This window comes from Ramlibacter sp. P4_H7, from assembly GCF_056400765.1.
In genome coordinates, this window is the sequence record NZ_JBFUKP010000013.1 from 1 (window position 1) to 26,502 (window position 26,502).

Genomic DNA, 26,502 nt, shown 5'->3' on the forward strand with positions numbered 1-26,502 from the left:
GTCGCGGGCGCCACCGGCACGGCCGCGGCCGTCGTTGCCGGCGGCGGCGCGCCCGGCGTGAGCGGCGCGATCACACGCAGCACCTGGCCCACCTCGATCACGTTCGGGTTGTCCAGGTTGTTCCAGCGGGCGATGTCGCGCCAGTTCTGCCCGGTCTCCAGGGAGATGCGGATCAGCGTGTCGCCGGGACGCACCGTGTAGTAGCCGGGCTTGCCGGCGTTCTCGACGCCCGGCAAGGTGGTGGCGGGAGCGCGCGCGGGATCGACGGGCGTCGACGGAGCGGTCTGGCGAGCGGCGTTGCGGTCCTCGACCGGGGCGGGCGCGCGGCGCGGCGCGGCGCAGGCGGCCAGCAGCGCGCATGCCAGCGCGATGCCGAGCCACTTGTGCGCGAGAGCGCGCGATTGTTTGGTGTTGATCCTCATGCGATGCCTGATTTTAGGGGGACAAAGTGAACGGTCTCAAGGACCGTCTGCTTCAGGCGTCCCGCGATTTTTTCGATGATGACCAGGGCTTGCTGCCCCTGGGGCATCTGCATGGGCGCGACGATGCGTCCGCCTTCTCCCAGCTGGTCCGTCCATGCGGCCGGCACGGATTCGCCGCCCGCCGCTGCAATGATGCCCGCATAGGGGGCGCCCTTGGCGAATCCCGCCATGCCGTCGCCGAACAGCAGGTGCACGTTGGCAAGGCGAAAGGCGCGCAGGTTCTCGCGGGCGCGGTCGTGCAGGCCCCGCAGGCGTTCGATGCTGTAGACCTCCGTTGCCACCTGGCTCAGCACGGCGGCCTGGTAGCCGCAGCCCGTGCCGACTTCCAGCACGCGGCCCAGGCGCCCGTTCGGCAAGGTGCGGCCGGCCAGCAGCAATTCGATCATGCGCGCCACCACGCTGGGCTTGGAGATCGTCTGCCCCAGGCCGATCGGCAGGCTGGTGTCTTCGTAGGCCTGGTTCACCAGCGCGCTGTCGACGAAGCGATGCCGCTCCACGGCGTTCATCGCCGAGAGTACGCGTGCATCGCCGATCCCGTCCGCGGCGAGCCGCTGCACCATGCGTGCGCGCACGGCCTGCGAGTCGAGCCCGACGCCGGTGGGCGATGCACGCACCAGGGTGGGCGCAGCGGGCGCCATGGCCTGGCGCGCAGGCTGCGGCGCGGGCGCGCCGGGCAGCCGCGCCGGGAAGCCGGGCCGCCGCGTCATGCGTCGTCCCCGGTGGCAGGGATCTGCGCGGCCGCCTGCGACCAGTAGCGCAGCACGTCGTGGTCCGTCAGGTCCACCTTCAGCGGCGTGATGGTCGGATGGCCTTGCAGCGCGGCGTGGAAGTCGGTGCCTTCGGCATCGTCCTTGGCCGCGCCGGCGCCGCCGATCCAGTACATGACCTGGCCGTGCGGGCTGGTCTGCGCGATCACCTTCTCGGCCGCGTGGCGGCGTCCCAGGCGGCATACCTTGAAGGACTGCAGCTCCGCGTACGGCTTGTTCGGGATGTTGACGTTGAGCAGCCAGTGCGCGGGCTCGGCGCGGTGCGGCCCGGTCAGGAACTGCACCAGCTCGCGCGCCTTGCGGGCGGCGGCGTCCAGGTGGGCCCAGCCCTTCTCGGTCTGCGAGAAGGCGATCGCCGGAACGCCGAACAGGTAGCCCTCCATCGCGGCACCGACGGTGCCGGAATAGATCGTGTCGTCGCCCATGTTGGCGCCGTTGTTGATGCCGCTCACCACGAGGTCGGGCCGGTAGCCGAGCAGCCCCGTCAGCGCGATGTGCACGCAGTCCGCCGGCGTGCCGTTCACGTAGCGAAAACCGTTGGCCGCCTCGTTCACGTACAGCGGCGCATGCAGCGTGAGTGCGTTCGACTTCGCGCTGTTGTTGTGTTCCGGCGCGACCACCTCCACCTCGCCGAGGTCGCGGATCGCCTCGTACAGCGCGACGATGCCGGGCGCCTGGTAGCCGTCGTCGTTGGAGAGCAGGATCTTCATTCTGGTCGCGATTGTAGGGGTCCGTCACCGCAGGGACATCGCGTCCGGCCGCGACTTGCCTATCATGCGCGCATCACGAACTGGAGTCGCCCCCACCATGCATGCCTGGCTTTGCGAGAACCCCGTCGGCGTCGATGCGCTGCAATGGAAGGAACTGCCGACGCCGCAGCCCAAGGCGGGCGAAGTGCTGGTGGAGATCAAGGCGGCCAGCCTGAACTTCCCCGACCTGCTGATCGTGCAGAACAAGTACCAGCACAAGCCGCCCCTGCCCTTCGTGCCGGGGTCCGAGTACGCGGGCACAGTCGCCGCGGTCGGTGAAGGCGTCACGCACCTGAAGGTGGGACAGGCCGTTGCCTGCCTCTCCGGCACCGGCGGCTTCGGCACCCACGCCATCGCGCCGGCGCAGCTGTGCATGCCGCTGCCCCCCGGCTTCCCCTTCGTGGACGCGGCGGCCTTCATCATGATCTACGCCACTTCCCACCACGCGCTGATCGATCGCGCGCAGCTGCGCGCCGGCGAAACGGTGCTGGTGCTGGGCGCCGCCGGCGGCGTGGGCACCGCCGCGATCCAGATCGCGAAGGCGGCAGGCGCGCGCGTGATCGCCGCGGCTTCCACCGATGAGAAATGCGCGCTGTGCAAGTCGATCGGCGCGGATGCGACCATCAACTACACGCAGCACGCCGTGCCCAATGCGTTCCGCGAGGCGGTCAAGGCCGCCACGGGCGGCAAGGGCCCGGACGTGATCTACGATCCGGTCGGCGGCGATTTCGCCGAACCGGCATTCCGCTCCATCGCCTGGCGCGGCCGCTACCTGGTGGTGGGCTTCGCCGCCGGCCCGATCCCCAGCCTGCCGCTGAACCTCGCCCTGCTCAAGGGCGCGTCCATCGTCGGCGTGTTCTGGGGCGACTACTCCCGCCGCGAGCCCAAGGCCAACGCGGCGATGATGCAGGAGCTGGCGCAGTGGTACGCGCAGGGCAAGGTCAAGCCGGTCATCGACCGCGCCATGCCGATGGCCGAGCTGAAGCAGGCCTATGCCCACATGGGTTCCCGCGGGGTCATGGGCAAGCTGGTGCTCGTCAATCCCTGACGCGCCCGCCGCCCCGGCTATAATCGCCGGCTCACGGTGGCTGTAGCTCAGTTGGTAGAGTCCAGGATTGTGATTCCTGTTGTCGTGGGTTCGAGTCCCATCAGCCACCCCAGTTTTCCACCTGCACGCGCGTGCTGGACGCACAAGGCCCTTCGGGGCCTTTCGCTTTTTTGCACGGCGGCGTCGCGTTCTTCGCGGGAACACCCGTCGGGCCGCCCTTCGTGCTGCCCAGCTGCCGGCCCCTTGTCGACTTGACAGCGCCACGGGTTCCTCGACACGATGGGATCGATGACCGTGTAGCGCTTTGGCACGGAAGGATCTTCGTGGCCAACCGCGCTCGTAGCAGGGGGCAGCATGTCACCATCCTCGGGTTTCCTTCTCGGCAGCGCGCTGGCGTGCTGGTGCGCACCGTGCCTCGCAGTGACCGTCCTCGGCGTTCCGATGGGCGAGAAGCTGCAACCACCGGCCTGCCCTTCGAAGAAGGAACCCGCCGCGCAGATCTGCTGGGTCGGCCGCCCAGCGGTCGCGCGGGATGGTTCAAGGCTCGGGGCGGTTCGCCTGCCCGGAACGGAGGGGCGCCCTGCATGGGCGGCCAACCAGCCTTTCATGGTCACCCTGGCCAAGGACGGCACGGTGCAAGAGCTGAAGCTCCCCAACGTGGCCTCCCACGAGCGATCGGCGGTCGTTCGCTCCATCTCGGCGCGATTCGGCACACCGAGGAACGCGGGTGACGAAGGCTCCGCCGCTTGGGCCGGTTGGGCGGCCGATGGCGTCCACATCAAGCTGGCCTGCCAGGAAGCACGCTGCCTCTTCACGGTGCGTACGAACACCGCGGAGGCCGCCGCGAGGCTGCAGACCGACGTCCGCAAGACGACGGATGCCGGCAAGCCTGGCACCCCGTAGCCTGGCCGCGGCTTGCTCTCCGAGCTCCCGCTCGGCGCGCACGGTTACGCCGGGTGGCCCCTGGATGGCGTTCGGGGCAGCGGGCACGTCCTGCCGCGACGCGCCGCGGCCGTGCGCCCGCCGGCTTACTGCGTTGCCGTGCCGGTGGGACGCGGCACGTTGACCTGCACCTTGAAGCGGCCCTTGAGCATGTCGTAGTACGCCATCGCCTCGGCCGTGCCCCAGGCGCGGTTGTACTGCTGCAGTTCCTGCTGCGCCTGTTGCGGGGCGACCGTGTCGCGCGGCAGCAGCTTGTTCACGCGCACCACCGCATAGCCTTCGGCACCGAGGTCCACACCGACCAGCGCGGGCAGCTTGGCGGGATCGGCCCGCAGCGCGGCCTCGATCAAGGGGCGCGGCTGCTTGCCCTGGTCCTGGCGTGACAGCGCCACCGCGGCCGGCAGTTCGGCCGCGGCCGGATTGGCCTTCCAGGCCGCGAGCTTGGCCTCGCCTTCCTTGCGCGCGAGTTCCGCCGCGCGCGCCGCGACGACGCGCTCGCGCACCTGGTCCTTCACTTCCTCGAACGGCCGCGCGCGCGCCGGCGCGTACTGCACGATGCGCCCGGACACCATCTGGTTGGGCCCGACCTCGACGGCCTCGGTGTTGCGCTTGCGCTCGACCGCGTCCGGCGCGAACAGCGCTTCGAGGAAGCGGGCGTTGGCCAGCGGACCGGCGGCGCCGGGCAGCGGGGCGCGCATCACGCCCTGGGCCGTGCGGATCTCCAGCTTCAGCTTGTCGGCGACCGGCTTGAGGGAGTCCGGCTGCTCGTAGACCGTATTGGTGAAGGTTTCCGCGGATTCCGCGTACTTCTTCTGCGCCTGCTGCTTGCGCAGCTCCGTCTCCAGTTCGGGCTTCATTTCCTCGAACGTGCGCTGCTTGGGCACCTTGAGGTCGGTGAGCTTGATCACGTGGTAGCCGAATTCCGACTCCACGGGGCCGACGATCTCGCCCTTGTTCTTCATGCCGAAGACCGCATCCTCGAACGGCTTGGTCATCGCGCCCCGGGTGAAGAAGTCGAGGTCGCCGCCTTGCGCCGCGGAGCCCGGATCCTGCGAGTTCTTCTTCGCCACTTCGGCGAAGCTGTCCGGATTCTTCTTCACCTGCGCGAGCAGTTCCTCCGCCTTGGCTTTCGCCTTCGCCTTCTCGGCCTCGGGCGCGCCCTTGGGCACGGCCACCAGGATGTGGCTCGCGCGGCGCTCTTCCTGGCCGCCGATGCGCGAGGCGTTCTGGTCGTAGTAGGTCTTGAGGTCCGCTTCGTTGACCGTGACGCCCTTCTGGGCGGCCGCCAGGTCGAGCACCACGTATTCGATCGTCGCCTGCTCGGCCGCCTGGAACAGCTTGGTGTTGTCCTTGTAGAAGGCCTGGAGCTCGGCGTCCGTGGGGGTCACGCGCGACTTGAAGTCGGCCGCGTTGACGCGCGCGACCTGCACCTCGCGCCGCTCGAAGTAGCTGTTGACGGCCACGCCCGCCTGCGCCGGCGGCGCGAAGCCGGACTGCGTGACGCCCGCCAGCACCTGGCGCATCGCCAGGTCGTTGCGCACCTGGTTCTCGAACGTCTCGGGCGACATGCCGCGCTGCGCGAGGATGTCGCGGTAGCGTTCCATGTTCAGCTTGCCGTCCGGGCCGCGCAGCGCGGCGATCAGCTCGTTGTTCTGCAGTTCACGGCCCACGCGCTGGTCGGCCACCAGCAGGTTGGAGTGCTCCACGGCGGCGACCAGCACGCGCTCGCGCACGAGGCGCTCCAGGGTGCCGTAGCGCGCCTCCGGGGAGTCGAGCAGCTTGGGGTCGATGCCGGGCATCTGCTGGCGCATGCGGTCGACGTCCGCCTTGTGCGCGTTGTCCCAGTCCTGCTGGGTGATCTCGTGGCCGTCGACCTTCGCCACCGTCTCGCCCCGCTCGTGCATGCGGTTGTAGCCCTGGAGGCCGAACAGCACGAAGGAGGGAACGATCAGCAGGAACAGGACGAACTGCATGACCTTCGTGTGCTTGCGGACGAAATCGAACATGGTTCTTGGGGACTCGCGGTCTGGGAAACAAAAAGGCGAACCTCGGTTCGCCTTTCAGTGGTTGGTGGGTGCTGACGGGTTCGAACCGCCGACCTACGCCTTGTAAGGGCGCCGCTCTACCAGCTGAGCTAAGCACCCCCACCGGGGAAAGCCGACTCAGTTCAGCGCATCCTTGAGCGCCTTGCCGGGTCGGAACTTGGGCACCTTGGCGGCCTTGATTTTAATCTGTGCGCCGGTCCGGGGATTTCGGCCGCTTCGCGCGGCCCTTTTGCCCACCGCGAACGTACCGAATCCGACGAGCGAAACCGAACCGCCTTTCTTCAGCGTGGTCTTCACCGCACCGATCATCGACTCCAGCGCGCGCGTGGCCGCGGCCTTGGAAATGTCGGCGTGCTTGGCGATGTGCTCGATCAGTTCAGTCTTGTTCACAGGGGCCCCTCGTGCTGGAATGAGTTTTGGACGTTTGTCTCTTCAAAAATTTGTCTCCCGTTCCCGCGGACGCTTCGGAGGTGCGCTGCGGGAAGGGGAGACAGTGTCGGCGGCCTCGCGGCCACTGGCGCCCGATTAGAAACAGCGCCGCGAGGGGTGTCAATACGGCCTGCGGCAATACAACAGGGGGCGGCGATTCTGCAGCTTCATTGACGGAGGGCACGGCGCGCCGCGCGCCTCCGCCGGCAGGGAACCGGAACGTCGCCGCGCCATGGTGCGCAGCAACAAGCCTTACAGCGCCTCGGCGATCGCCTTGCCCACGTCGGTGGTGCTCGCCTTGCCGCCGATGTCGCCCGTGCGCGGGGCGCCGGACTTCGGGTCCAGCACCTTCTCGATCGCCCTCAGGATCGCGTCGTGCGCTTCCTTGTGGCCCAGGAATTCCAGCATCATCGCGCCGCACCAGATCTGGCCGATCGGGTTGGCGATGTTCTTGCCGTAGATGTCCGGCGCGGAACCGTGCACCGGCTCGAACAGCGAGGGGAACTTGCGGTCCGGGTTCAGGTTGGCGCTGGGCGCGATGCCGATGGTCCCGGTGCAGGCGGGACCGAGGTCGCTCAGGATGTCGCCGAACAGGTTGCTGGCCACCACCACGTCGAAGAAGTCCGGCCGCTGCACGAAGTGCGCGGTCAGGATGTCGATGTGGAACTTGTCGGTCTTGACGCCCGGGTACTTGGCGGCCATCTCCGCGACGCGCTCGTCCCAGTACGGCATGGTGATCGCGATGCCGTTCGACTTGGTGGCGCTGGTCAGGTGCTTCTTGGGCCGCGAATTGGCGAGTTCATAGGCGAACTTCAGCACGCGGTCGACGCCCACGCGGGACATGATGGTCTCCTGCATCACGATCTCGCGCTCGGTGCCGGGGTACATCCGGCCGCCGACGGCGGAGTACTCGCCCTCGGTGTTCTCGCGCACGATGTACATGTCGATCTCGCCCGGCTGGCGCGGGCTGCCGTCGCGGCGCACCACCGGCGCGATGATGCCGGGCATCAGGCGCGCGGGACGCAGGTTCACGTACTGGTCGAATTCGCGCCGGAACAGCAGCAGCGAGCCCCACAGGGAGACGTGGTCGGGGATCTTCTCGGGCCAGCCCACGGCGCCGAAGAACAGCGCGTCGTGGCCGCCGACCTGGTCCTTCCAGTCGTCCGGCATCATCTTGCCGTGCTTCTCGTAGTAGTCCCAGCTGGAGAAGTCGAACTCGTCGAACGTGAGGTCGATGCCGAACTTGCGGGCGGCGGCGTCCACCACGCGCATGCCCTCGGGCATGACTTCCTTGCCGATGCCGTCGCCGGGGATGACTGCGATTCTTTTCTTGCTCAAGGTTTGCTCCTGAAAAATGAGAGGGCTTCGTCCAGCAGAAGGGCGGGCGCCTCTTCCGCGATGTAATGGCCGCACGGCAGTCTGCGGCCGGTGAAATCGTCGGCGGCCGCACGCCAGAGCGCCGGCACGTCGAAGCAGCGGCCCACGGCGCCGTGCTGGCCCCACAGCACGCGCAGCGGCTGCGCGAGCCTGCGGCCCGCGTCGTGGTCCGCCTGGTCGTGCGCCAGGTCGATCCCGGCACTGGCGCGGTAGTCGGCGCAGATCGCCTCGGCCGTGCCGGGAATGCGGGCACAGCGCTCGTACTCGGCCAGCGCCTCGGGTGCGAAGGCGGCGAGTCCCGCGTGCCGCGCGCCCATGACGCTGCGCACGTAGCGCACCGGGTCCGAAGCGATCAGCGCCTCGGGCAGCGGTGGCGGCTGGATCAGGAAGAACCAGTGCCAGTAGGCGCGGGCAAAGGCTTCGCCGGTCGCGCGGTACATCGCGAGCGTCGGTGCGATGTCCAGCAGCAGGAGCCGCTCGACCGCGCCGGGATGGTCCAGCGCCAGCCGGTGCGCGACGCGCGCGCCCCGGTCGTGCGCCAGCACCTGGAAGCGCGCGTGGCCCAGCTGGCGCATCACCTCCAGCGCGTCCGCCGCCATCTCGCGTTTCGCGTAGTTCGCGGACTCCACGCCCGCTTCGGGACGGTCCGAGTCGCCATAGCCGCGCAGGTCCATGAGGACGATTTCGAACTGCTGCGCCAGCCGCGGCGCGACCCGGTGCCACATCGCGTGGGTCTGCGGATGTCCGTGCAGCAGCAGCAAGGGCATTCCCTGGCCCGCGCGGCGCACGTTCAGCGTGACGCCGTTGCGCGCGATGCGCAGGGATGCGAAGCCTTCGAACATGGGACGGATTCTGGCACCGCCCGTCCCCCGCGAACAAGCAATAATCCGGCAAGCCATTCTTTCCCAAACAGCAGCAATGCATCCCCGACTCGACCGCGCCGACCTGGACCTCCTGCTGGCCATCCGCGAGCACGGCAGCCTGGCCGGTGCGGCAGCCGCGGCCGACGTGGTGCCCTCGGTGATCACCAAGCGGCTGGCGGCGCTGGAAGCGCGGCTGGGGCTCAAGCTGTTCCAGCGTACGACGCGACGGGTGGTGCCCACGGCCGAGGGCGAAGCGCTGTGCGAACGCGCCATCGGCCTGCTCGCCGGCTTCCAGGCGATGGAGGCGGAACTGCAGGAGCGCCAGCGCGAGCCGGTGGGGCGCATCCGCCTCGCCGCCACCTTCGGCTTCGGCCGCGCCTGGCTGGGCCCGGCGCTGGCCGACTTCCAGGAGCGTCATCCCCAGCTGGCGATCCAGCTGCAGCTCACCGAACAACTGCCCGACCTGGCGGTGGATGGCTTCGACGGCGCGGTGTGGCTGTGGGCCGTGCGCGGGCAGCGCGCCAGCGAGTGGACCGGCCGGCGGCTGGCGCGCAACCAGCGGGTGCTGGTCGCCTCGCCGGACTACCTGCGCAGGCGCGGCACGCCCTCTTCGCTGGAGGACCTGGCGCAGCACGACTGCCTGGTCGTGCGCGAGAACGAGCGCTTCGACGTCTGGCGGCTGCAGCGCGAGCGCGACCGCGCCGAAGTGCGCGTGCGCGTGGGCGGGCCGCTTTCGAGCAACTCGGGCGAGCTGGTGCGCGACTGGTGCCTGGCCGGCCGCGGCATCATGCTGCGCAGCCTGTGGGACATCGCCAGCGCCCTGGCCAGCGGGGAACTGGTGCGCGTGCTGCCCGGCCATGCCATGGCCGACGCGGACATCCACTGGCTGGCGCCGCACACGCCGGCCACGCCCAAGCGCATCCGGCTGCTGGTGGACTTCCTGGCCGAGCGCTTCCGCGGCGAGCCCTGGAAGCTCACGCCCTCGGCGAGCGCACGACCAGGCTCACGCCCGCGGCGGTGAGCGCCATGCCGGCGACGATCAGCACGGTGATCGGCTCGCCGAACAGCACCCAGGCCATGACCGCCGTGGAGGGCGGCACCAGGTACATCAGGCTGGTGACGCTGGTCGCCGCGCCGCGCTGGATCAGCAGGTACAGCAGCGAACTGCCCCCCAGCGTCAGGCCCAGCACCGACCAGGCCACCGCCCCCGCCAGCTGCGCATTCACTGCACCATCGGGCAGCACCCAGCGCATCGATTCGCTTTCGAGGGCGGCCAGCGGCAGCGTGACCGCCAGGGCCGCGGCAAGCTGCACGAGGTTGGCCGTGCGCACGTCGCAGGGCTGCACGAAATGCTTCTGGTACAGCGTGCCGGCGGTGATCGACACCAGGGCGATGAACGCGAACGTGAGGTTCAGCGGTCCTACTTCGCCCAGCCCCAGCTTCTGCCAGACCACCAGCACCAGGCCGGCGAGCCCCAGCGCCAGGCCGGCCCACTGGCGTGCCGCCACCTGCCCGCCGCGCGTGGAGATCCACACGGCCGTGAGCACCGGCTGCAGGCCCACCAGCAGCGCTGCCAGGCCCGCCCCCATGCCCGCCTTCACGGCGGCCCACACGCCGCCGAGATAGCCCGCGTGCATGAAGACGCCGGTGATGGCCAGGTGCGCGTACTGGCGGCCGTTGCGCGGCCACGCGGCGCGCGCGAGGAAGGCCCACAGCAGGAAGGCGGCCACCGACAAGGCGTAGCGCACCGCCAGGAACTTCAGGGGCGGCGCATGCGGCATGCCGTAGCGCGCGACGATGAAGCCGGTGCTCCAGATCAGGACGAAGACGGCGGGCATCGCCCGCACCAGCGGGTCCTGCCGCGGGGCGGCGTTCATGCGGCTACTTCACCCGGCGCCGGATCTCCGGCAGCGCCTTCTGCAGGTAGTAGATCATCGACCAGACCGTCAGGATCGCCGACAGCCAGATCAGCCAGGTGCCCCACAGCAAGGTGTCGATGACCTCGAACAGGTGGCCATCGAACAGCAGGAAGGGGATGGCGATCATCTGCACGGTGGTCTTGATCTTGCCCAGCATGTGCACGGCCACGCTCTTGGCGGCGCCGATCTGCGCCATCCACTCGCGCAGCGCGGAAATGGCGATCTCGCGGCCGATGATGATCAGCGCCACGAACACGTCGGCGCGCTTCAGGTGCACCAGCACCAGCAGCGAGGCGCACACCAGGAACTTGTCGGCCACCGGGTCCAGGAAGGCGCCGAAGGCGGACGACTGGTTCAGCTTGCGCGCCAGGTACCCGTCCAGCCAGTCGGTGAGCGCGAACACGACGAACATCACCGTGGCGATCAGGTTCTGCAGCCGGTGCTCCAACCCGAGGTAGAAGACCCCCACCAGCAGCGGGATGGCAATGATGCGCGTCCAGGTGAGGAGGGTCGGGACCGTGAAGAACATGGTCCGATTCTGGCATGAGCGCAAAAGGCTTCCCTTCAGTGCAGGGCGCGGTAGATCTCTTCGGCCAGTTCCCGCGAAATGCCCTCCACCTTGGCGATGTCCTCCACGCTGGCCGCCGCCACGCCGCGCACGCCGCCGAAACGTTGCAGCAGCCGGGCCCGCTTCTTCGAGCCCACGCCCGGGATCTCCTCCAGCTGGCCGCCGCCCACGCGGACGCGGGCGCGGCGCGCCCGCATCCCCGTGATGGCGAAGCGGTGCGCTTCGTCGCGGATCTGCGCAACCAGCATCAGCGCCGCCGACTCCCGGCCCAGGTACACCTTCTCGCGCCCGTCGGCGAACACCAGTTCCTCCAGGCCCACCTTGCGGCCTTCGCCCTTCTCGACCCCGACGATCACCGAGAGATCCAGCCCCAGCTCCGCGAACACCTCGCGCGCCATGCTCACCTGCCCGCGACCGCCGTCCACCAGCACCAGGTCCGGCAGGCGTTGCGCGCTGCCCCCGCCACCGGGCTTGTCCCGCTTGGCAGTCGGAGGAGGCACGCCCTCTTCCGCAGCCGCCGGCGGCGCCGCGACTTCCACGGGAGATTCCGGCACGGACTCCGGCAGGGGCTCCGCGAGCGGCTCCTCGGCCGGGGTGGCATCGGGCGTGTCGCGTCCCGCCTGGGCCAGCTTGGCGTAGCGGCGGGTGAGCACCTGGCGCATCGCCGCATAGTCGTCGCCGGGCGTGATGTCGTCGATGTTGTAGCGGCGGTACTCGCGGTTCTGCATCTGGTGGTGGTGGAACACCACGCAGGACGCCTGCGTCGCCTCGCCCGCCGTGTGCGAGATGTCGAAGCACTCGATGCGGAAGGTGTCCAGGTGATCGGGCTCCAGGTCCAGGGCCTCCACCAGGGCGCGCGTGCGCGCCTGCTGCGAGCCTTCTTCCGCCAGCAGGCGCGCCAGCTGGATCTGCGCGTTCTTCTCCGCCATCTCCAGCCACAGCCGGCGTTGACCGCGCGGATTGTGGACCGAGGCAATGCGAAAGCCCGCCTGCTGCGACAGCGCTTCGGACAGCGCGGGGTCGACCGGATGGCTGGTGATCAGCGCCGGGGGCACCGGCACGCCGATGTAGTGCTGCGCAATGAACGCCTCCAGCACCTGCAGTTCCACCGGCTGCGCCTGCACCGCATCGGCCGCGTCGTCGAAGTCCTGCACCGCGGCCGCGTCCTCCACGTGGCTGGGGAAGTAGGCGCGGTCGCCCAGGTGGCGGCCGCCGCGCACCATCGCCAGGTTGACGCAGGCCTTGCCGCCCTGCACCACCACCACCAGGATGTCCACGTCCTTGTCGGAAGCGGTCTCCACCGACTGCTGGTGCAGCACCTTGGACAGCGCGCCCATCTGGTTGCGCAGTTCCGCGGCCTGCTCGAACTCCAGCTTCTCCGCGTGGCCCATCATTCGCTGCTCCAGCGTGTGCAGCACGGCCTGGGTGTCGCCGCGCAGGAACGCCTCGGCGTTCTCCACGTCGTGCCAGTAATCCTCCGGGCCCACGAGGCCCACGCAGGGCCCCGAGCAGCGCTTGATCTGGTACAGCAGGCAGGGCCGCGTGCGGTTGGCGAACACCGTGTCTTCGCAGGTGCGCAGGCGGAACACCTTCTGCAGCAGCTGGATCGATTCCTTCACCGCCCACGCGCTGGGATAGGGCCCGAAGTAGCGGTGCTTGCGGTCGACGGCGCCGCGGTAGTACGCCACGCGCGGGAACACCGTCGCGGACGGTGCTGCCCCAGGGGACGCAGCGGCTGCTTGCCGGTCCGGCGTGCCGGTGATCTTCAGGTACGGATAGCTCTTGTCGTCGCGGAACAGGATGTTGTAGCGCGGCGCGAGCGTCTTGATCAGGTTGTTCTCGAGCAGGAGCGCCTCGGCTTCCGAGCGCACGACCGTGGTGTCGAGACGGACGATCTTGCCGACCATGTGGCCGATGCGGGTGCCGCCGTGGTTCTTCTGGAAATAGCTGGAGACCCGCTTCTTCAGGTTGCGCGCCTTGCCCACGTAGAGGACGGCGCCGTCCTCGTCGTAGTAGCGGTACACGCCGGGCAGCGCCGGCAATGCGGCCACCTGCGCGAGGAGTTCTTCCGGATGCATGGGCCTATTATCCGAGGCGCATGCGCTGGGACATCTTCTGCAAGGTCATCGACAACCACGGGGACGTGGGCGTCTGCTGGCGCCTTTCCGCGGAACTGGCCGCCCGCGGGCACGCGGTGCGCCTGTGGATGGACGATCGCTCGGCGCTGCGCTGGATGGCGCCCGACGGCGCGCCGGGCGTGCAGGTCGTGCCGTGGACCGGGGACGTCCCGCCACTAGAGCCGGGCGAAGTGGTGGTGGAAGCCTTCGGCTGCGACCCGCCGCCCGCCTTCGTCGCGCGCATGGCCGCCGCGGCGCTGCCGCCGGTGTGGTTGAACCTGGAGTACCTCTCCGCCGAGGCCTACGTCGAACGCAGCCACGGCCTGCCGTCACCGGTGATGCAGGGCCCCGGCGCGGGCCTGACCAAGTTCTTCTGCTATCCCGGCTTCACGCAACGCACCGGCGGGCTGCTGCGGGAGCAGGATCTGCCGGCTCGCCGCGCCGCCTTCGATCGAAGCGGCTGGCGCGCGGCCCACGGCCTGCTCGAAGGGGCGCGGGTCGTCAGCCTGTTCTGCTACGAGCCGCCGGCCTTGCCGGATCTGCTGAGGCAGCTGGCCGACTCGGCGCAGCCAACCGAGCTGCTGGTGACCGCGGGACGCGCCGCCGCCGCGGTGGAGGCGGCCGGCGGCCGGTCGGCAGGGGCGTTGCGCCTGCACCAGTTGCCCCGGCTGAGCCAGCGCGACTACGACCATCTGCTGTGGTCCTGCGACCTGAACTTCGTCCGGGGCGAGGATTCCCTGGTCCGCGGCCTCCTGGCGGGCGTCCCCTTGGTGTGGCAGATCTACCCGCAGGACGACCAGGCCCACCATGCCAAGCTCGTGGCTTTCCTCGACTGGCTGCAGCCCCCGCCGGACCTGCGTGATCTTTTCCTGGCGTGGAACGGCATCCGGCCGGCAGCCCTGCCGCCGCTCGATGTCGAGGCCTGGCGCCCATCGGCACGCACGGCCTTTGACCGGGCGCAAGCATTGCCCGAGCTGGCATCCGAGCTGGTGCGCTTCGCCGCCGACCGGGGTAGAATCTAGAGCTTTGCGCCCCGGCCCATCCCGGGAGCGCCCTCATTGCCGCCACCCGCAGGACCTTGCGCGCGCAGCGGCCTCTCTCACCGAAGACACCGTCATGAAAATCGCTCAAGAAATCCGCGCCGGCAACGTGATCATGCACACCGGCAACCCCTGGGTCGTGCTGAAGACCGAATACTCCCGCGGCGGCCGCAACGCGGCCACCGTGCGCATGAAGCTCAAGTCGCTGCTGAACAACCAGGGCACGGAAACCGTGTTCAAGGCCGACGACAAGATGGACCAGATCGTGCTGGAGAAGAAGGACTGCACGTACTCCTACTTTGCCGACCCGATGTACGTCTGGATGGACGCCGAATACAACCAGTACGAAGTCGAAGCCGACAACATGGGCGACGCGCTGAACTACCTGCAGGACGGCATGCCCGCCGAAGTGGTGTTCTACGAAGGCAAGGCGATCTCGGTGGAAATCCCCACCAGCCTCGAGCGCGAGATCACCTGGACCGAGCCGGCCGTCAAGGGCGACACCTCGGGCAAGGTGCTCAAGCCCGCAAAGCTCGCCACCGGCTTCGAGATCGGCGTGCCGATCTTCGTGGCGCAGGGCGACAAGGTCGAGATCGACACGCGCACCGGCGAATACCGCCGCCGCGTGTAAGCTCCGCAGGCTCCGAACGAAGGCTCCGCAAGGAGCCTTTTTCACATGGACTTCGACTTCTCCCGCATCGCCGTCCCCTTCCGCATGCAGCCCGGCCTGCAGCGGCTGGACCCTGGCGCGCGGCACCTGACGCCGCTCGCGCCGGGCAGTCCGCTGTGGCAGGAAAAGAAGCGCGTGGTGGACAGCGGTGCGAGCCGCATCGCCGTACCCGGCTTCGATGCCGGCCCCGCGATCGGAGCGATCCTGCAGCAGGCCCGGGCAGAGGGCCTGCCGGCCGCGGAACCGGTGGAGCTGGCCTTCGAGGAAGACTTCGCCGTGCTGGACGGCGACAGTGCCACCCTGCCCTGGCTCTGTGTCTGCGTCCCCTCGCACTGGGCGCCCGAAGACAAGCTCGGGCAGGCCTTCGCGGCTGTGCACGCGCCGGTGGCGGACAACGCGGCCCTCCTCGCAGCCGGCCGCCAGCTGGTGCAGCTCGTCACGGGCGGCGACCGCTTCGAGCGCTTCGTCTGGACGCTGACGCCCAGCGGCCGCTACGACCAGCACCCACGCCGGCGGCCCCGTGCGCCCTGGCCCGACCCGATCGATCCGGATGCCTTCGCCTGCCAGTGCTTCCTGCGCTGGGAGCGACAGACGTTCTTTCCGATTCCGGGCGGCCGGCAGGCCGTGTTCACCATCCGGGTGGTGCTGCGGCCCCTGGTGGAGGTCGTGCGCACCCACGACGACGCAAAGCGCCTGCACGATGCGCTTGCCTCCATGAGCGAAGCCGTCCTCGCCTACAAAAACCTGGCCGCGGCGCGCGCTCCCCTGCTCACTTGGCTGGCGGCGCGTGCCCGCTGATGGAACGGCTGGTCGTCATGGCTCAGGTCATCGTCCTGCCAGGGAATGCGCTGGCGGTGCCCTTGGTCCCGCCGGGCTCGCCTGGCGCCGTGCAGCGCTAGAAGCGGCGGGCCAGCACCCACACGAGCAGGCTGCCGACCAGGATCGCGACTGCGGCCAGCAGGGCCCACAGCAGGGGATGCACGGCGCTGGCGCCGGCCTGGGGCCGTCCGGCCAGCGGTTCGCTCCCGGGCCAGGGGACGGCGAAGGGCAGGCTCTCCGCCAGGTCGCCCGCGGCCTCGGGCGTGAGCAGGTCCAGGGTGACTCGCTGCATGCCGGCACGATCGGCAACCCGGATCCACAGGTCCACCACCGTGCCGCGCAGCCGCGCGTGCGCGATGTCCTGCAGCGGGAACTTGACGCGATCCTCTTTCCAGGCGAGCCCTTCGCGGAAGCGGCCGGAGATGCGCAGCACCTTGGTCTGCACGCGCACTTCGAGTTCCCCCTTGAACGGCGGGATGGCGTGTCCCTTGCCTTCGGTCTCCAGCAGGTGGCCCGCGTGGATGCCCTGCACGACGGAGTAGCTGCTGGAAAGCCGGCTGTTCTCGCTGGGCCCGAAGCCGCTGTCGGCCTGGCCCTGGCGGACGAGGTCGGCCACGGTGAGCTGCACGCCGTCGGCAGCGACCAGTACGTGTTCGCTGGTCAGCGCCTTCTTCACCCGCATGCCGACGATGGTGCGGCGGTCGTAGGGCCCGATCCTGCGGCCTTCGAGCAGCACGTGGTACACCGTGTTGTCCACCTGGTCCCCTGGTCTTGCCGACAGGATAAGGGGATTCCTCGACTGTCGTGAAGCCCGGGGGCGCCACGATTCCGGCCACAATGGCTGCCATGTCTTCGACCCGCAACATTCACGACCGGCGGCTGGCCGATGCCTGGGCCACCCTCAAGGCCCACTCGGACGCCGGCCTGCCGCTGGACCCCGACGCCGGCCGCCTGGCCTTCGCCGACCCCGAATTCCTGCTTCGCCGCGAGACCCGCGGCATCCGCTTCCAGCTCGAGCTGCTCAAACCCGACCTGGAGCAGCAGGCCCACGGCATCGAGAACACGATCGTCGTGTTCGGCAGCGCCCGCTTCCGCGACACCGAGGGCTCCGCCACCATGGTCCAGGCCGCCGAGAAATCCGGCGACGAGGCGGCCGCCCGCCGCGCGCGCGCGCTCGCCCGCAACGCCCATTACTACGAGAAGTCCCGAGCCTTCGGCCGGCTGGTCGCCGAGTACAGCGCCGGCAAGGAGCCGCGCGACATGCTGTTCGTCTGCACCGGCGGCGGCCCCGGCATCATGGAGGCGGCCAACCGAGGCGCCCATGAAGCCGACGGCATCAGCGTCGGCCTGTCGATCGCGCTGCCGATGGAGGAAGCCGCCAACCTGTACGTCACGCCGGCCCTGTCCTTCAAGTTCCACTACTTCGCGCTGCGCAAGATGCATTTCATGATGCGCGCGAAGGCGCTTGTGGCCTTCCCGGGCGGCTTCGGCACGCTGGACGAGCTGTTCGAGGTGATCACCCTCGTGCAGACGCGCAAGGCGCGCCAGGTGCCGATCGTGCTGTTCGGCTCCGACTACTGGAAGCGGCTGATCAACTTCGACCTGCTGGTCGAGGAAGGCGTGATCTCGCCGGCGGACCTCGACCTGTTCACCTTCGCGGACGCACCCGAAGCCGCCTGGGAAGCGATCAAGACGTTCTATCGCCTTTGAGCTTCAGCGCCAGCCGCGAGCCGGCGCCGACCATGGCCGCCATGGTCCAGAACACGGCGCTGATGCCCACCACCGAGCCGGCGGCGCCGAACAGCATGGGCATCGCCACGCTGGAGGCATTGATCACCATCAGCCGCATCCCCACGGCCTCGCCCTGGCGGTGGTGCGGCGTGATCTGGTGCAGCATGCTCATGATCATGGGCTGCACGCAGCCCAGCGCCAGGCCCAGCAGGACCGAGCACAGGCCCATGGTCAGAGCCGTGTGCATCAGCGGGTACACCGCATAGATCAAGGCGGTGGCGACCATCGCTCCCGCCACCAGCGCCCATTCGTGCAGGCGCGCCGCCAGCATCGGCAGCAGCACCCGCACCGCGGCGGCCGCGATCGCGAAGGCGCCGAGGATGGAGCCGATCACCGAGGCGGACAGGCCACGCTCGTGGCCCAGCACCGGCACGACGAAGGTGTGCACGTCCCAGGCCGAGGACAGGAACCAGTTGACGATCAGCAGGCGGCGGAACATCGGCTCGCGCACCAGGTCCCAGGCGCGGGCACTCGCGGCGCGGGCCGGTCGCTCGGGCAGCGGCGCCTCGTGCACCCGCCGGATCCAGGCCCAGGCCACGAGCGGCAAGGCTGCCATCACGAAGAAGGCCCAGCGGAAGCCCGCGTGGTCGATCACCAGCCCGGCCACGAATGGACCCAGGAAATTGGAGAACGCCGGCCCGATGGCCAGCCAGGAGAACACCTGCTTCAACTGGGTGGGGGTCTGGGCGGCTCGCCCTACGTGGCGCTGCAGCGCAATCACCGCCGCGCCGGTGGCGCCACCGGTGAGCAGCGCGCTGAGGCACAGGACGGGGAAGACCGGGAAGGCCACGGCCAGCCCGGCGCCGAACGTGGCCGCGGCGACGCTCAGGGCCACCGGGCGCTTGAGCCCATGCCGGTCGGCGAAGCGGCCCGCCGGCAGCGCGAGGAACACCTGCGTGAGCGCGTAGAGCGCGAGCAGCACGCCGACGGCCGCCTCGCTGTAGCCCTCGCGCAGCGCCAGCAGCGGCGCGGCCATGCGCATGCCCGCCATGCACGCGTGCAGGAACACGTGGCCGGTGATCAGCCGCGCGAGCTCCCGCGTCAGGCCGCCGGATTCAGGCGTCGGCGTCGTCACCGTTGTCGTCGGCCAGCGGCAGCAGGACCTGGGCCTGGCCCTCGGGCAGCGCCTCCACGTCCTTCAGCGCACGCCGCATCATCTTGGTCCGGGTCTCGGCCTTGTCGACCGTGTCCGCGGCCTTCTGCACCTGCTCCCGGATGCGGGCGACCCATTCGCCGTAGCGGTCGAACTCGGTCTTGACCGCACCCAATACCTTCCACACTTCCGAGGCCTGCTGCTCCAGGGCCAGCGTGCGGAAGCCCATGTGCAGGCTGTTCAGCATCGCCAGCAGGGTCGTCGGCCCCGCCAGCGTCACGCGGTAATCGCGCTGGATCTTGTCCATCAGGCCGGGCCGGCGCAGCACTTCCGCGTACAGGCTCTCGATCGGCAGGAACAGGATGGCGAAGTCGGTGGTGTACGGCGGGCACAGGTAGGACTCGCAGATCGACTTGGCCTCTTCCCGGATGCGGACTTCCAGCGCGCGCCCGGCGCTCTCCACGCCCGCCGCATCGGCGCGGTCGTGGGCCTCCAGCAGGCGCTCGTAGTCGTCGCGCGGGAACTTGGCATCGATCGGCAGCCAGACCGGCGTGCCGTCCGAGCTGCGGCCCGGGAAGCGCACCGCGAAGTCCACGCGCTGGTTGCTGCGCGGCTTGGTCTCGACCTGCTTGCCGTACTGCTCGGTGGTGAGCACCTGTTCCAGCAGCGCCTCCAGCTGCACCTCGCCGAACATGCCGCGGGTCTTGACGTTGGTCAGCACGCGCTGCAGGTCGCCCACGCCCTGCGCCAGCGACTGCATCTGTCCCAGGCCGTGGTGCACCTGCTCCAGCCGCTCGGCCACCTGCTTGAAGCTCTCGCCCAGCCGGGTTTCCAGCGTGGTCTGCAGCTTCTCGTCGACCGTCTTGCGCATCTCTTCCAGCTTGGCGGCGTTGGTCTGCTGCATGGCAGTGAGCTGCGTCTCCAGCGTCTCGCGCACTTCGGCGATGCGGCGCGCATTGGCCTCGCTCAGGTCGCGCAGCGAGTCGGTGATGGTCTTTTGCGTCAACGCGAGCTGCTGGGCGAAGGCGTCGATCTGCGCGTTCTGCGTCCGGGTGGCCTCCTGCGACTGCTGCATCAGCGTCTGCTGGAAGGTCGACAGCGTCTGCGTCAGCTGCTGCGCGTAGGCGTCAGCGTGCGCGTTCTGCGTGCGGGCGGCCTCCTGGCCCTGCTGCATCAGCCCCTGCTGGAAGCTCGCCAGCGTCTGCGTGAGCTCGCCGCGCAGGCCGCGCGAGCTCTCGCTGATCTCCCGGCGCAGTTCGCGCTCCAGGCGTTCGTTGGCCGCCATCAGTTCGGCGCGGCCGGTGTCCATCACCGGGGGCTTGCGCATCAGCAAGGCCACCAGCAGCACGACGCTGGCGAACGCCAGCGCCATCACGATCCAGATTTCCACTTGCGATTACTTCAGGGCTTCGGGGTTCAGGGGGGTGAGCGCCTTGCCGTTCACCAGGAAACCGACCAGGTTGTCGGCGGCGAGGTCGGCCATGGCCCGGCGCGTCGGCACCGTGGCGCTCGCGATGTGGGGCGTGAGCACCACGTTGGGCACGGTGAGCAGGTCCGGATGCACCTTGGGCTCGCCCTCGAACACGTCGAGGCCGGCGGCGGCGATGCGCTTGTCGCGCAGGGCCTGCGCCAGCGCGGCGTCGTCGACGATGCCGCCGCGCGCGATGTTCACCAGCGTGGCCGTCGGCTTCATCAGTGCCAGCTCCTTCGCCGCGATCGTGTGGTGCGATTCCGCCGAGTACGGCAACACCAGCACCAGGTGGTCGGCGGTCTTCAGCAGTTCTTCCTTGCTTACGTAGCGCGCCTTGCAGGCCGCTTCGAGATCGGGGGTCAGCCGCGAACGGTTGTGGTAGATCACGTTCATGCCGAAGCCCAGGGCGCCGCGGCGGGCGATGCCCTGGCCGATGCGGCCCATGCCCAGGATGCCCAGCGTGCTGCCGTTCACCTCCGCGCCGGCGAACATGTCGAAGCTCCACTTCGTCCATTTCCCCGCGCGCAGGTAATGCTCGCTCTCGGTGATGCGGCGCGCCGTGGCCATCAGCAGCGCGAAGCCGAAATCGGCCGTGGTCTCGGTCAGCACGTCCGGCGTGTTGGTGCCCAGCACCTTGCGCGCCGTCATGGCCGGGATGTCGAAGTTGTTGAAGCCCACGGCCATGTTGGCGCAGATCTTCAAATCGGGGCAGGCCGCCAGCAGATCGGCATCGATGCGCTCGGTGCCGGTGGTGAAGGCGCCGACCTTGCCCTGCAGCCGGGCGATCAGGTCCTGCTTGCTCCAGGCGGCGTCGGACTGGTTGCTTTCCACCTCGAAATGCTGTTCGAGGCGCGCGATGGTCTCCGGGAACACGGCCCGGGCGACGAGGATGCGGGGTTTGCTCATGGTGTCTAGCGGAACCAGATGAAGGTCATGATGAGGAACAGAGGAACGAGGATGCCCACGGACCAGGCCATGTAGCCGAAGAAGCTGGGCATCTTGACCCCGCGGTCCTCGGCGATGGACTTGACCATCAGGTTGGGCGCGTTGCCAATGTAGCTGTTGGCGCCCATGAACACCGAGCCTGCCGATATCGCGGCCAGGACGGGGGCCAGCTGGTTCATCAGCACCTGCGGGTCGCCGCCGGCGGTGTTGAAGAACACCAGGTAAGTGGGGGCGTTGTCCAGGAAGGAGCTGAGCGTGCCGCTCGCCCAGAAGTACATCGCCGGGTCGGGTGAACCGTCCGGCCGCGTCACCAGGGCGATGATCGCACCGAAGGGACCGTCGATGCCGGCCCGCAGCATCGCGATCACCGGCACGATCGTGATGAAGATGCCGGCGAACAGCTTGGCGACCTCCTGCATGGGCGCCCAGGAGAACTGGTTGGCCTTGTGCACCGAGGCGGGCGTGATCTTGAGGGACAGGAGAGTCACCAGGATCAGGCCGATGTCACGCACCAGCCCAGGCAACTTCACCTCGGCGCCGAGGACGTGGAACGCCACCGACGATTTCCAGAACCCGCTGAGCAGCACCAGGCCCACGATGGCGCCCAGCAGCCAGAAGTTGCGGGCCCCGTCGAAGCCGATGCCTCGCGTGTCCGGCGTCGGGTCGACCGGCTGGATTTCCTCCCGCTTGTGGAAGTAATACGAGTCGAGTAGATAGAACAGCAGCAGCAACGCACCGACCAGGAACAGCGTCTCCGGAAAGATATGGCTGACCGTCCAGAAGAAGTCCACGCCCTGCAGGAAGCCCAGGAACAGAGGCGGATCGCCCAGCGGCGTGAGGGAGCCCCCGGCATTCGACACGATGAAGATGAAAAACACCACCGTGTGGGCGACGTGCTTGCGGTTGTCGTTGGCGCGGATCAGCGGCCGGATCAGCAGCATCGACGCCCCCGTCGTGCCCATCAGGCTCGCCAGTACCGCGCCGGTGCCAAGGATGGCGGTGTTCAGCGCCGGATTGCCGTGCAGGTTGCCGCGGATGTAGATGCCGCCTGCCACCGAGAACAGCGCGGTCAGCAGGATCACGAAGGGGATGTACTCGCCCACCAGTACGTGTGCGAGCTCTGAACCCGCGTTGGGCAGGCCGTGCAGCAGCGCGAAGGGCACCATGAAGGCGAGAGCCCAGCCGGCGGCGATCTTGCCGTAATGGTGGTGCCAGAACCGGGGAGTCAGCAGTGGGCACAGAGCGATCGACAACAGGATGCCGGCGAAGGGCACGCCCCATAGCGGCGACAGCCGGCTGGCATCGAATTCCGCGGCGCCCGCCCAAGCGGGACACAACAGAAGGCAGGCCAGCAGCAACGGCCGGAGCTTGGTCATCGGATCTCCTCTTCGGCCGGCGGTGGCCGGCGTGGTTTTTCTTGCAGCGGCGCCGAGCATAACCAATCGCCGGCGGGGTCCGGCCCGGCCAATCGGCCCCAACCTACCCCACCTGCGGCCGGCTTCCTACCGGTTGAGCATGTCGTTCGCGCCACTCTTTGCATGCAGGAGCGCCCGTGGGGGCGCTCTCGGGAGAACCTATGAACAACGACCGAGTCCAGGGTCGATGGAAGCAGCTGAAGGGCAAGGTCAAGGAGCAGTGGGGCAAGCTGACCGACGACGACCTCGACGTCATCGCCGGCCGGCGCGACCAGCTGCTCGGGCGCATCCAGCAGCGGCACGGGCTCGCCCGGGAGGAGGCCGACCGCCAGGTGCGCGGCTTCGAGCAGACGCATGCCGGCTTCTGCTTCGACGACGCGCACAGCACCGACAAGAGCCGCTGAGAAGGACCGCACCGTGAAGCTTCCCCTCGCCATCCTCGTCACGGCCCTCGCGAGCGCTGTCGGGGCGCACGCCGAACCGATGGCCCCCGCCAGCCCGCTCGATGCGCAGAAGGCCCGCATCGCCGCCCAGTACAACCAGGCCCATGTCAGCTGCCTGCGCGTGGAAGGCCACGCGCGCGAACTGTGCGAGGAAAAGGCGCAGGGCGAGCGCGATGTCCAGTTGTCGGCGCTGCAGCTGCAGGCCCGTCCCACCGCGGAGAACGACCGCAAGCTGCGGCTGGCGAAGGCCGAGGCGGCCTACGAAGCAGCGATGGTGCGATGCAAGGCCGAACTCGGTCCGGCGCGCACCGTGTGCCGCGAAGACGCCACCGCGGCGCTGGATGCCGCCAAGGCGGAGGCGCAGCAACCGAACGCGCGGGCCGCGCAGGCCCTGCATGCCCAGAACGCCGCGCGCGAGCGCAGCGCGCAGCCCGACCGGATTGCCGCCGCGCAGTTCGCAGCGGCCCGCGAGCGCTGCGACATGCTGCCCATCGAGGCCCAGCAAGCCTGCATGGGCGAGGCGAAGCGGCGCTTCGGCCCGTCCTGACGCCCCGTCCTGGTTACTCCAGCCAGTGGGTGAAGGACGCCACCGGTTCGCGCGGCGTGTGGAAGCCGTTCACCTTCGCGTCCAGGTCGGCATAGCCCAGGGACATGCCGCAGACCAGCATCTCGTCGGCGCCGGCGCCGATGTGCGGCAGGATGATCTTCGCGAAGCCGTTCCAGGCCGCCTGCGGGCAGGTGTGCAGGCCCTGGCCGCGGGCAGCAACCATGACGTTCTCCAGGAACATGCCGTAGTCCATCAGCGAGCCGCGGCCCAGGATGCGGTCGATCGTGAACATCAGCCCCACCGGCGCGTCGAAGAAGCGGAAGTTGCGCTGGTGCTGCGCATGCATCTTCTCCTTCTCGCCCTTGGCGATGCCCAGCAGGCCGTACAGGCTCCAGCCGTTCTCGCGCCGCCGGTCGATGTAGGGCGAGACCCATCGGGTCGGGTAGTAGTCGTACTCCTCCCGGTATTGCTCGGCGAGCGCGGGATCGGCGTACACCGCGTCGTGCGCGGCGCAGACCTGGTCCACCAGCGTGTCGCGGCTGGCGCCCTGCAGCACGTAGACCTTCCAGGGCTGCGTGTTGGTGCCGGAAGGCGCGCGCCTGGCGACCGACAGGATGTGCTCGATGACCTCGCGCGGGACGGCCCGTTCGCGCTGGAAGGCACGGCAGGAAAAGCGGCTCTCGATGGCGGCATCGACGCTCGCGGAATCGGCCACCAGCGTGGCCACCTGGTTGGTCGTCACTGCAGGGCCTCCAGCACGCTCTTCAGGCGTTGCGGCAAATGGGTGGGACGCCGGGTGGCGCGGTCGACGTAGACGTGGACGAAGTGGCCCTTGGCCGCGGTGAGCGGCTCGCCCTGGAGGAACAGGCCCACCTCGTAGCGGACGCTGGACTTGCCGATCCTGGCCACCCGCAGGCCCGCTTCCACGGTCTGCGGAAACTCCACCGGCGCGAAGTAGTTGCACTGGGTCTCGATCACCAGGCCGATGGTCTCGCCGTGCTGGATGTCCAGCGCGCCCTGCTCGATCAGGTGCGCGTTCACCACCGTGTCGAACCAGCTGTAGTACACGACGTTGTTCACGTGACCGTAGGCGTCGTTGTCCATCCAGCGGGTGCTGATCGTGCGGAAGGCCTGGTAGCCGGCACGTCCCTCGGGCTGCGGCTTCGCGGGAGTCGGTTCGCTCATCGCGGGCGATTGTGCCAGCGCCGCGCGTAGGCCATCGCGACGGCGAAGGTGTTCACCTGCACCTGCACCGTGTCCTCCAGCCGGTGGCCGTAGCCCCCGGCCATGGCGAAGGCGAGCGGCACGCCGCGCTGCCAGGCCCAGTCGAACACTCGGCGATCGCGCGCCTCCAGCCCGTCCCAGGTGAGCTTCAGGCGGCCGAGCCGGTCGCCCTCGTGCGGATCGGCGCCGGCCAGGTAGATCACCAGGCCGGGATCGAAGCGGTGCGCCAGTTCGTCCAGCGCCCGCTCCAGCGCCTGCAGGTAGGCGTCGTCGCCGGTGCCGTCAGGCAGGTCCACGTCCAGGTCGCTGGCCTCCTTGCGAAAGGGGAAGTTCTTCTGCCCGTGCAGCGACAGCGTGAACACCGTGGGGTCGCCCTGGAAGATGCGAGCCGTGCCATTGCCCTGGTGCACGTCGAGGTCGACGATCGCCACCCGCAGGGGCGTGCGGCTGCGCCGGGCCTGCTCCGCCTGCATCAGGCGGGCCGCCACGGCCGCATCGTTGAACACGCAGAAGCCACCGCCCCGCTCCGGGTAGGCATGGTGCGTGCCTCCGGCGATGTTGGCCGCCACGCCTTCCAGGAAAGCCGTGCGGCAGGCGGCGATGGTCGCGCCCACCGAGCGCCGGGCGCGCTCGGCCATGGCGCTGCTCCAGGGAAAGCCGATCTCGCGCAGGATCTTCGGGTCCACCGAGCCGTCGCCGATCCCCTGGATGTAGGCCGGGGTGTGGACCAGGGCGAGTTCGCCGTCGGAAGCGGGCTGCGCCTGCATCAGCCGGATCTCGGGCAGCTCGGCCGCCAGCCGGTCCCGCAACAGGCGGTACTTGCCCATCGGGAAGCGATGCCCGGCGGGCAGGGGCAGCACGAACTGGTCCGCATAGAAGACCTGCATGGGGACGATTGTCCGGGCTGCCGGAACTAGGGAACCTGTTCTAGATTGTTGCAGCGCAACAAAAAGCGCTTGCAATGACGGGTGGCACCCTTATACTTCGTCCATGCTGCACTGCAACACAGTCAGGGCAGTTGAAGAAGTCCTGATTCGCAACCCTTTTCACCTACCTGGAGAATTCCATGCTGACTGCTGAGCAAATGCTGGCCGCCCAAAAAGCCAATGTCGAAACCCTGTTCGGCCTGACCACCAAGGCCTTCGAAGGCGTCGAGAAGCTCGTCGAGCTGAACGTCACCGCTTCCAAGGCCGCCCTGGTCGAAGCCGCCGAAACCACCCAGAGCCTGCTGAGCGTCAAGGACGCGCAGGAACTGCTGGCCCTGCAAGCCGCCCTGTTCCAGCCCCTGGCCGAGAAAACCGCTGCCTACAGCCGTCACCTGTATGACATCGCCACCGTGACCGGTGCCGAGTTCAACAAGCAGTTCGAAGGCCAGGTGGCCGACGTGCAGAAGAAGTTCCTGGCCGTCGTGGACAACGCCGCCAAGAACGCGCCCGCCGGTTCCGAAACCGCCGTCGCCGTGTTCAAGAGCGCCGTTGCCGCCGGCAACAACGCCCTGGAATCCGTGCAGAAGGCCGTCAAGCAAGCCACCGACGTGGCCGAAGCCAACTTCAACGCGGTGGCCAACACCGCCGTGAACGCTTCCAAGACGACCAAGGCCAAGCGCGCCTGAGACTTGATTTGAGGGTTCCTGACACCAGCTCGCTGGAGCGGGAACTCTGCGAATAGATTCGACCCTATCAGATACTTGCGGTGCGAACCGCGGGTTCTTCAGGTTGTCTCCTCGGGTCCTTTCGAC

28 protein-coding genes and 2 tRNA genes are annotated in these 26,502 nt (G+C 68.9%); 11 read left to right on the forward strand and 19 right to left on the reverse strand.

Features of this window, described 5'->3' with window-relative positions; translation table 11 throughout:
* From AC1DSA_RS17345 to surE, 3 genes are all read right to left on the reverse strand, one after another.
* A partial coding sequence (locus tag AC1DSA_RS17345) for a LysM peptidoglycan-binding domain-containing protein (RefSeq protein WP_477891412.1) occupies positions 1-422 on the reverse strand: 422 nt, incomplete at its 3' end.
* Positions 419-1,189: a protein-L-isoaspartate(D-aspartate) O-methyltransferase gene (locus AC1DSA_RS17350; RefSeq protein WP_477891414.1), complete on the reverse strand. Its 771-nt coding sequence runs from the start codon at positions 1,187-1,189 to the stop codon at positions 419-421. The genes AC1DSA_RS17345 and AC1DSA_RS17350, both read right to left, overlap by 4 nt.
* Positions 1,186-1,959 carry a 5'/3'-nucleotidase SurE gene (gene surE, locus AC1DSA_RS17355; protein WP_477891416.1) on the reverse strand — a complete coding sequence of 258 codons (774 nt, stop codon included), beginning with the start codon at positions 1,957-1,959 and terminating at the stop codon, positions 1,186-1,188. The genes AC1DSA_RS17350 and surE overlap by 4 nt, the downstream gene beginning before the upstream one ends.
* A gap of 97 nt (positions 1,960-2,056) precedes the next feature.
* Between surE and AC1DSA_RS17360 the strand changes: the two genes are divergently transcribed.
* From AC1DSA_RS17360 to AC1DSA_RS17370, 3 genes are all read left to right on the forward strand, one after another.
* Positions 2,057-3,046, forward strand: coding sequence for an NADPH:quinone oxidoreductase family protein (locus tag AC1DSA_RS17360; RefSeq protein WP_477891418.1), 990 nt, complete (start codon positions 2,057-2,059; stop codon positions 3,044-3,046).
* A 36-nt stretch (positions 3,047-3,082) separates the two neighbouring features.
* A tRNA-His gene (locus AC1DSA_RS17365) sits at positions 3,083-3,158 on the forward strand.
* Positions 3,159-3,466: 308 nt separating this feature from the next.
* Entirely contained in the window at positions 3,467-3,949 is a 483-nt protein-coding gene (locus AC1DSA_RS17370) for a hypothetical protein (RefSeq protein WP_477891420.1), read from the forward strand.
* Positions 3,950-4,074: 125 nt separating this feature from the next.
* Here the strand turns inward: AC1DSA_RS17370 and AC1DSA_RS17375 are convergent, their stop codons facing one another.
* The 5 genes from AC1DSA_RS17375 to AC1DSA_RS17395 all read right to left on the reverse strand — a co-directional run bounded on the left by AC1DSA_RS17375 (position 4,075) and on the right by AC1DSA_RS17395 (position 8,681).
* Positions 4,075-5,994, reverse strand: a complete 1,920-nt coding sequence (locus tag AC1DSA_RS17375) for a SurA N-terminal domain-containing protein (protein WP_477891421.1) — start codon at positions 5,992-5,994, stop codon at positions 4,075-4,077.
* 62 nt (positions 5,995-6,056) lie between these two features.
* Positions 6,057-6,132: transfer RNA gene (locus AC1DSA_RS17380), tRNA-Val, on the reverse strand.
* Positions 6,133-6,150: 18 nt separating this feature from the next.
* The gene (locus AC1DSA_RS17385; RefSeq protein WP_013901776.1) at positions 6,151-6,423 is read right to left on the reverse strand and encodes an HU family DNA-binding protein; all 273 of its coding nucleotides are present in this window, start codon (positions 6,421-6,423) and stop codon (positions 6,151-6,153) included.
* A 291-nt stretch (positions 6,424-6,714) separates the two neighbouring features.
* Positions 6,715-7,800, reverse strand: coding sequence for a tartrate dehydrogenase (locus tag AC1DSA_RS17390; protein ID WP_477891423.1), 1,086 nt, complete (start codon positions 7,798-7,800; stop codon positions 6,715-6,717).
* On the reverse strand, positions 7,797-8,681 hold the full coding sequence (locus tag AC1DSA_RS17395; RefSeq protein ID WP_477891425.1) for an alpha/beta fold hydrolase: 885 nt from the start codon (positions 8,679-8,681) through the stop codon (positions 7,797-7,799). The genes AC1DSA_RS17390 and AC1DSA_RS17395 overlap by 4 nt, the downstream gene beginning before the upstream one ends.
* 76 nt (positions 8,682-8,757) lie before the next feature.
* Between AC1DSA_RS17395 and AC1DSA_RS17400 the strand changes: the two genes are divergently transcribed.
* Positions 8,758-9,723, forward strand: coding sequence for a LysR family transcriptional regulator (locus AC1DSA_RS17400; RefSeq protein WP_477891427.1), 966 nt, complete (start codon positions 8,758-8,760; stop codon positions 9,721-9,723).
* On the opposite strand, the gene AC1DSA_RS17405 is transcribed toward AC1DSA_RS17400, so the two are convergent.
* From AC1DSA_RS17405 to uvrC, 3 genes are read right to left on the reverse strand one after another with little or no spacing between them, the layout of a single operon-like run.
* Positions 9,677-10,579 carry a DMT family transporter gene (locus AC1DSA_RS17405; RefSeq protein WP_477891429.1) on the reverse strand — a complete coding sequence of 301 codons (903 nt, stop codon included), beginning with the start codon at positions 10,577-10,579 and terminating at the stop codon, positions 9,677-9,679. The two genes, AC1DSA_RS17400 and AC1DSA_RS17405, sit on opposite strands and share 47 nt — an antisense overlap.
* A 4-nt stretch (positions 10,580-10,583) precedes the next feature.
* Entirely contained in the window at positions 10,584-11,150 is a 567-nt protein-coding gene (gene pgsA / locus AC1DSA_RS17410) for a CDP-diacylglycerol--glycerol-3-phosphate 3-phosphatidyltransferase (RefSeq protein WP_477891431.1), read from the reverse strand.
* A 35-nt stretch (positions 11,151-11,185) separates the two neighbouring features.
* A complete protein-coding gene (uvrC, locus tag AC1DSA_RS17415; RefSeq protein WP_477891433.1) occupies positions 11,186-13,267 on the reverse strand; it encodes an excinuclease ABC subunit UvrC in 2,082 nt (693 codons plus the stop codon).
* Between the two features lie 20 nt (positions 13,268-13,287).
* On the opposite strand from uvrC, the gene earP reads away from it, so the two are divergent.
* The 3 genes from earP (at position 13,288) to AC1DSA_RS17430 (ending at position 15,814) form a co-directional block, all read left to right on the forward strand.
* Positions 13,288-14,328, forward strand: coding sequence for an elongation factor P maturation arginine rhamnosyltransferase EarP (gene earP, locus AC1DSA_RS17420; RefSeq protein ID WP_477891435.1), 1,041 nt, complete (start codon positions 13,288-13,290; stop codon positions 14,326-14,328).
* Positions 14,329-14,422: 94 nt separating this feature from the next.
* A complete protein-coding gene (gene efp / locus AC1DSA_RS17425; protein WP_477891437.1) occupies positions 14,423-14,977 on the forward strand; it encodes an elongation factor P in 555 nt (184 codons plus the stop codon).
* A 45-nt stretch (positions 14,978-15,022) separates the two neighbouring features.
* Positions 15,023-15,814, forward strand: coding sequence for a heme-dependent oxidative N-demethylase subunit alpha family protein (locus AC1DSA_RS17430; RefSeq protein ID WP_477891439.1), 792 nt, complete (start codon positions 15,023-15,025; stop codon positions 15,812-15,814).
* A 97-nt stretch (positions 15,815-15,911) separates the two neighbouring features.
* On the opposite strand, the gene AC1DSA_RS17435 is transcribed toward AC1DSA_RS17430, so the two are convergent.
* Positions 15,912-16,592: a hypothetical protein gene (locus AC1DSA_RS17435; protein ID WP_477891441.1), complete on the reverse strand. Its 681-nt coding sequence runs from the start codon at positions 16,590-16,592 to the stop codon at positions 15,912-15,914.
* Between the two features lie 89 nt (positions 16,593-16,681).
* Between AC1DSA_RS17435 and AC1DSA_RS17440 the strand changes: the two genes are divergently transcribed.
* Entirely contained in the window at positions 16,682-17,545 is an 864-nt protein-coding gene (locus tag AC1DSA_RS17440) for an LOG family protein (RefSeq protein ID WP_477891443.1), read from the forward strand.
* On the opposite strand, the gene AC1DSA_RS17445 is transcribed toward AC1DSA_RS17440, so the two are convergent.
* From AC1DSA_RS17445 to AC1DSA_RS17460, 4 genes are read right to left on the reverse strand one after another with little or no spacing between them, the layout of a single operon-like run.
* Entirely contained in the window at positions 17,523-18,671 is a 1,149-nt protein-coding gene (locus AC1DSA_RS17445; protein ID WP_477891684.1) for an MFS transporter, read from the reverse strand. The two genes, AC1DSA_RS17440 and AC1DSA_RS17445, sit on opposite strands and share 23 nt — an antisense overlap.
* Positions 18,672-18,681: 10 nt before the next feature.
* Complete coding sequence (locus AC1DSA_RS17450) at positions 18,682-20,091, reverse strand: DNA recombination protein RmuC (protein WP_477891686.1); 1,410 nt, start codon at positions 20,089-20,091, stop codon at positions 18,682-18,684.
* Positions 20,092-20,115: 24 nt separating this feature from the next.
* Positions 20,116-21,096: a 2-hydroxyacid dehydrogenase gene (locus AC1DSA_RS17455; RefSeq protein ID WP_477891445.1), complete on the reverse strand. Its 981-nt coding sequence runs from the start codon at positions 21,094-21,096 to the stop codon at positions 20,116-20,118.
* 5 nt (positions 21,097-21,101) lie between these two features.
* Complete coding sequence (locus AC1DSA_RS17460; protein WP_477891447.1) at positions 21,102-22,511, reverse strand: sodium:proton antiporter; 1,410 nt, start codon at positions 22,509-22,511, stop codon at positions 21,102-21,104.
* A gap of 200 nt (positions 22,512-22,711) precedes the next feature.
* On the opposite strand from AC1DSA_RS17460, the gene AC1DSA_RS17465 reads away from it, so the two are divergent.
* On the forward strand, positions 22,712-22,954 hold the full coding sequence (locus AC1DSA_RS17465) for a CsbD family protein (RefSeq protein WP_477891449.1): 243 nt from the start codon (positions 22,712-22,714) through the stop codon (positions 22,952-22,954).
* 13 nt (positions 22,955-22,967) lie between these two features.
* On the forward strand, positions 22,968-23,540 hold the full coding sequence (locus tag AC1DSA_RS17470; protein ID WP_477891450.1) for a hypothetical protein: 573 nt from the start codon (positions 22,968-22,970) through the stop codon (positions 23,538-23,540).
* 13 nt (positions 23,541-23,553) lie between these two features.
* Here the strand turns inward: AC1DSA_RS17470 and AC1DSA_RS17475 are convergent, their stop codons facing one another.
* From AC1DSA_RS17475 to AC1DSA_RS17485, 3 genes are read right to left on the reverse strand one after another with little or no spacing between them, the layout of a single operon-like run.
* On the reverse strand, positions 23,554-24,282 hold the full coding sequence (locus AC1DSA_RS17475) for a nitroreductase (protein WP_477891452.1): 729 nt from the start codon (positions 24,280-24,282) through the stop codon (positions 23,554-23,556).
* On the reverse strand, positions 24,279-24,725 hold the full coding sequence (locus tag AC1DSA_RS17480; protein WP_477891454.1) for an acyl-CoA thioesterase: 447 nt from the start codon (positions 24,723-24,725) through the stop codon (positions 24,279-24,281). The genes AC1DSA_RS17475 and AC1DSA_RS17480 overlap by 4 nt, the downstream gene beginning before the upstream one ends.
* Positions 24,722-25,651, reverse strand: coding sequence for a histone deacetylase family protein (locus AC1DSA_RS17485; protein WP_477891456.1), 930 nt, complete (start codon positions 25,649-25,651; stop codon positions 24,722-24,724). The genes AC1DSA_RS17480 and AC1DSA_RS17485 overlap by 4 nt, the downstream gene beginning before the upstream one ends.
* 179 nt (positions 25,652-25,830) lie before the next feature.
* Between AC1DSA_RS17485 and AC1DSA_RS17490 the strand changes: the two genes are divergently transcribed.
* Positions 25,831-26,376 carry a phasin family protein gene (locus AC1DSA_RS17490; RefSeq protein WP_477891458.1) on the forward strand — a complete coding sequence of 182 codons (546 nt, stop codon included), beginning with the start codon at positions 25,831-25,833 and terminating at the stop codon, positions 26,374-26,376.
* Positions 26,377-26,502: the final 126 nt, after the last annotated feature.

Coding starts and splice junctions, on each gene's coding strand:
- AC1DSA_RS17350 (WP_477891414.1), bottom strand. CDS start 1,189: ATGACGCGGCGGCCCGGCTTCCCGGCGCGGCTGCCCGGCGCGCCCGCG.
- surE (WP_477891416.1), bottom strand. CDS start 1,959: ATGAAGATCCTGCTCTCCAACGACGACGGCTACCAGGCGCCCGGCATC.
- AC1DSA_RS17360 (WP_477891418.1), top strand. CDS start 2,057: ATGCATGCCTGGCTTTGCGAGAACCCCGTCGGCGTCGATGCGCTGCAA.
- AC1DSA_RS17375 (WP_477891421.1), bottom strand. CDS start 5,994: ATGTTCGATTTCGTCCGCAAGCACACGAAGGTCATGCAGTTCGTCCTG.
- AC1DSA_RS17395 (WP_477891425.1), bottom strand. CDS start 8,681: ATGTTCGAAGGCTTCGCATCCCTGCGCATCGCGCGCAACGGCGTCACG.
- AC1DSA_RS17400 (WP_477891427.1), top strand. CDS start 8,758: ATGCATCCCCGACTCGACCGCGCCGACCTGGACCTCCTGCTGGCCATC.
- AC1DSA_RS17405 (WP_477891429.1), bottom strand. CDS start 10,579: ATGAACGCCGCCCCGCGGCAGGACCCGCTGGTGCGGGCGATGCCCGCC.
- pgsA (WP_477891431.1), bottom strand. CDS start 11,150: ATGTTCTTCACGGTCCCGACCCTCCTCACCTGGACGCGCATCATTGCC.
- uvrC (WP_477891433.1), bottom strand. CDS start 13,267: ATGCATCCGGAAGAACTCCTCGCGCAGGTGGCCGCATTGCCGGCGCTG.
- earP (WP_477891435.1), top strand. CDS start 13,288: ATGCGCTGGGACATCTTCTGCAAGGTCATCGACAACCACGGGGACGTG.
- efp (WP_477891437.1), top strand. CDS start 14,423: ATGAAAATCGCTCAAGAAATCCGCGCCGGCAACGTGATCATGCACACC.
- AC1DSA_RS17430 (WP_477891439.1), top strand. CDS start 15,023: ATGGACTTCGACTTCTCCCGCATCGCCGTCCCCTTCCGCATGCAGCCC.
- AC1DSA_RS17440 (WP_477891443.1), top strand. CDS start 16,682: ATGTCTTCGACCCGCAACATTCACGACCGGCGGCTGGCCGATGCCTGG.
- AC1DSA_RS17450 (WP_477891686.1), bottom strand. CDS start 20,091: ATGGCGCTGGCGTTCGCCAGCGTCGTGCTGCTGGTGGCCTTGCTGATG.
- AC1DSA_RS17455 (WP_477891445.1), bottom strand. CDS start 21,096: ATGAGCAAACCCCGCATCCTCGTCGCCCGGGCCGTGTTCCCGGAGACC.
- AC1DSA_RS17460 (WP_477891447.1), bottom strand. CDS start 22,511: ATGACCAAGCTCCGGCCGTTGCTGCTGGCCTGCCTTCTGTTGTGTCCC.
- AC1DSA_RS17465 (WP_477891449.1), top strand. CDS start 22,712: ATGAACAACGACCGAGTCCAGGGTCGATGGAAGCAGCTGAAGGGCAAG.
- AC1DSA_RS17480 (WP_477891454.1), bottom strand. CDS start 24,725: ATGAGCGAACCGACTCCCGCGAAGCCGCAGCCCGAGGGACGTGCCGGC.
- AC1DSA_RS17485 (WP_477891456.1), bottom strand. CDS start 25,651: ATGCAGGTCTTCTATGCGGACCAGTTCGTGCTGCCCCTGCCCGCCGGG.
- AC1DSA_RS17490 (WP_477891458.1), top strand. CDS start 25,831: ATGCTGACTGCTGAGCAAATGCTGGCCGCCCAAAAAGCCAATGTCGAA.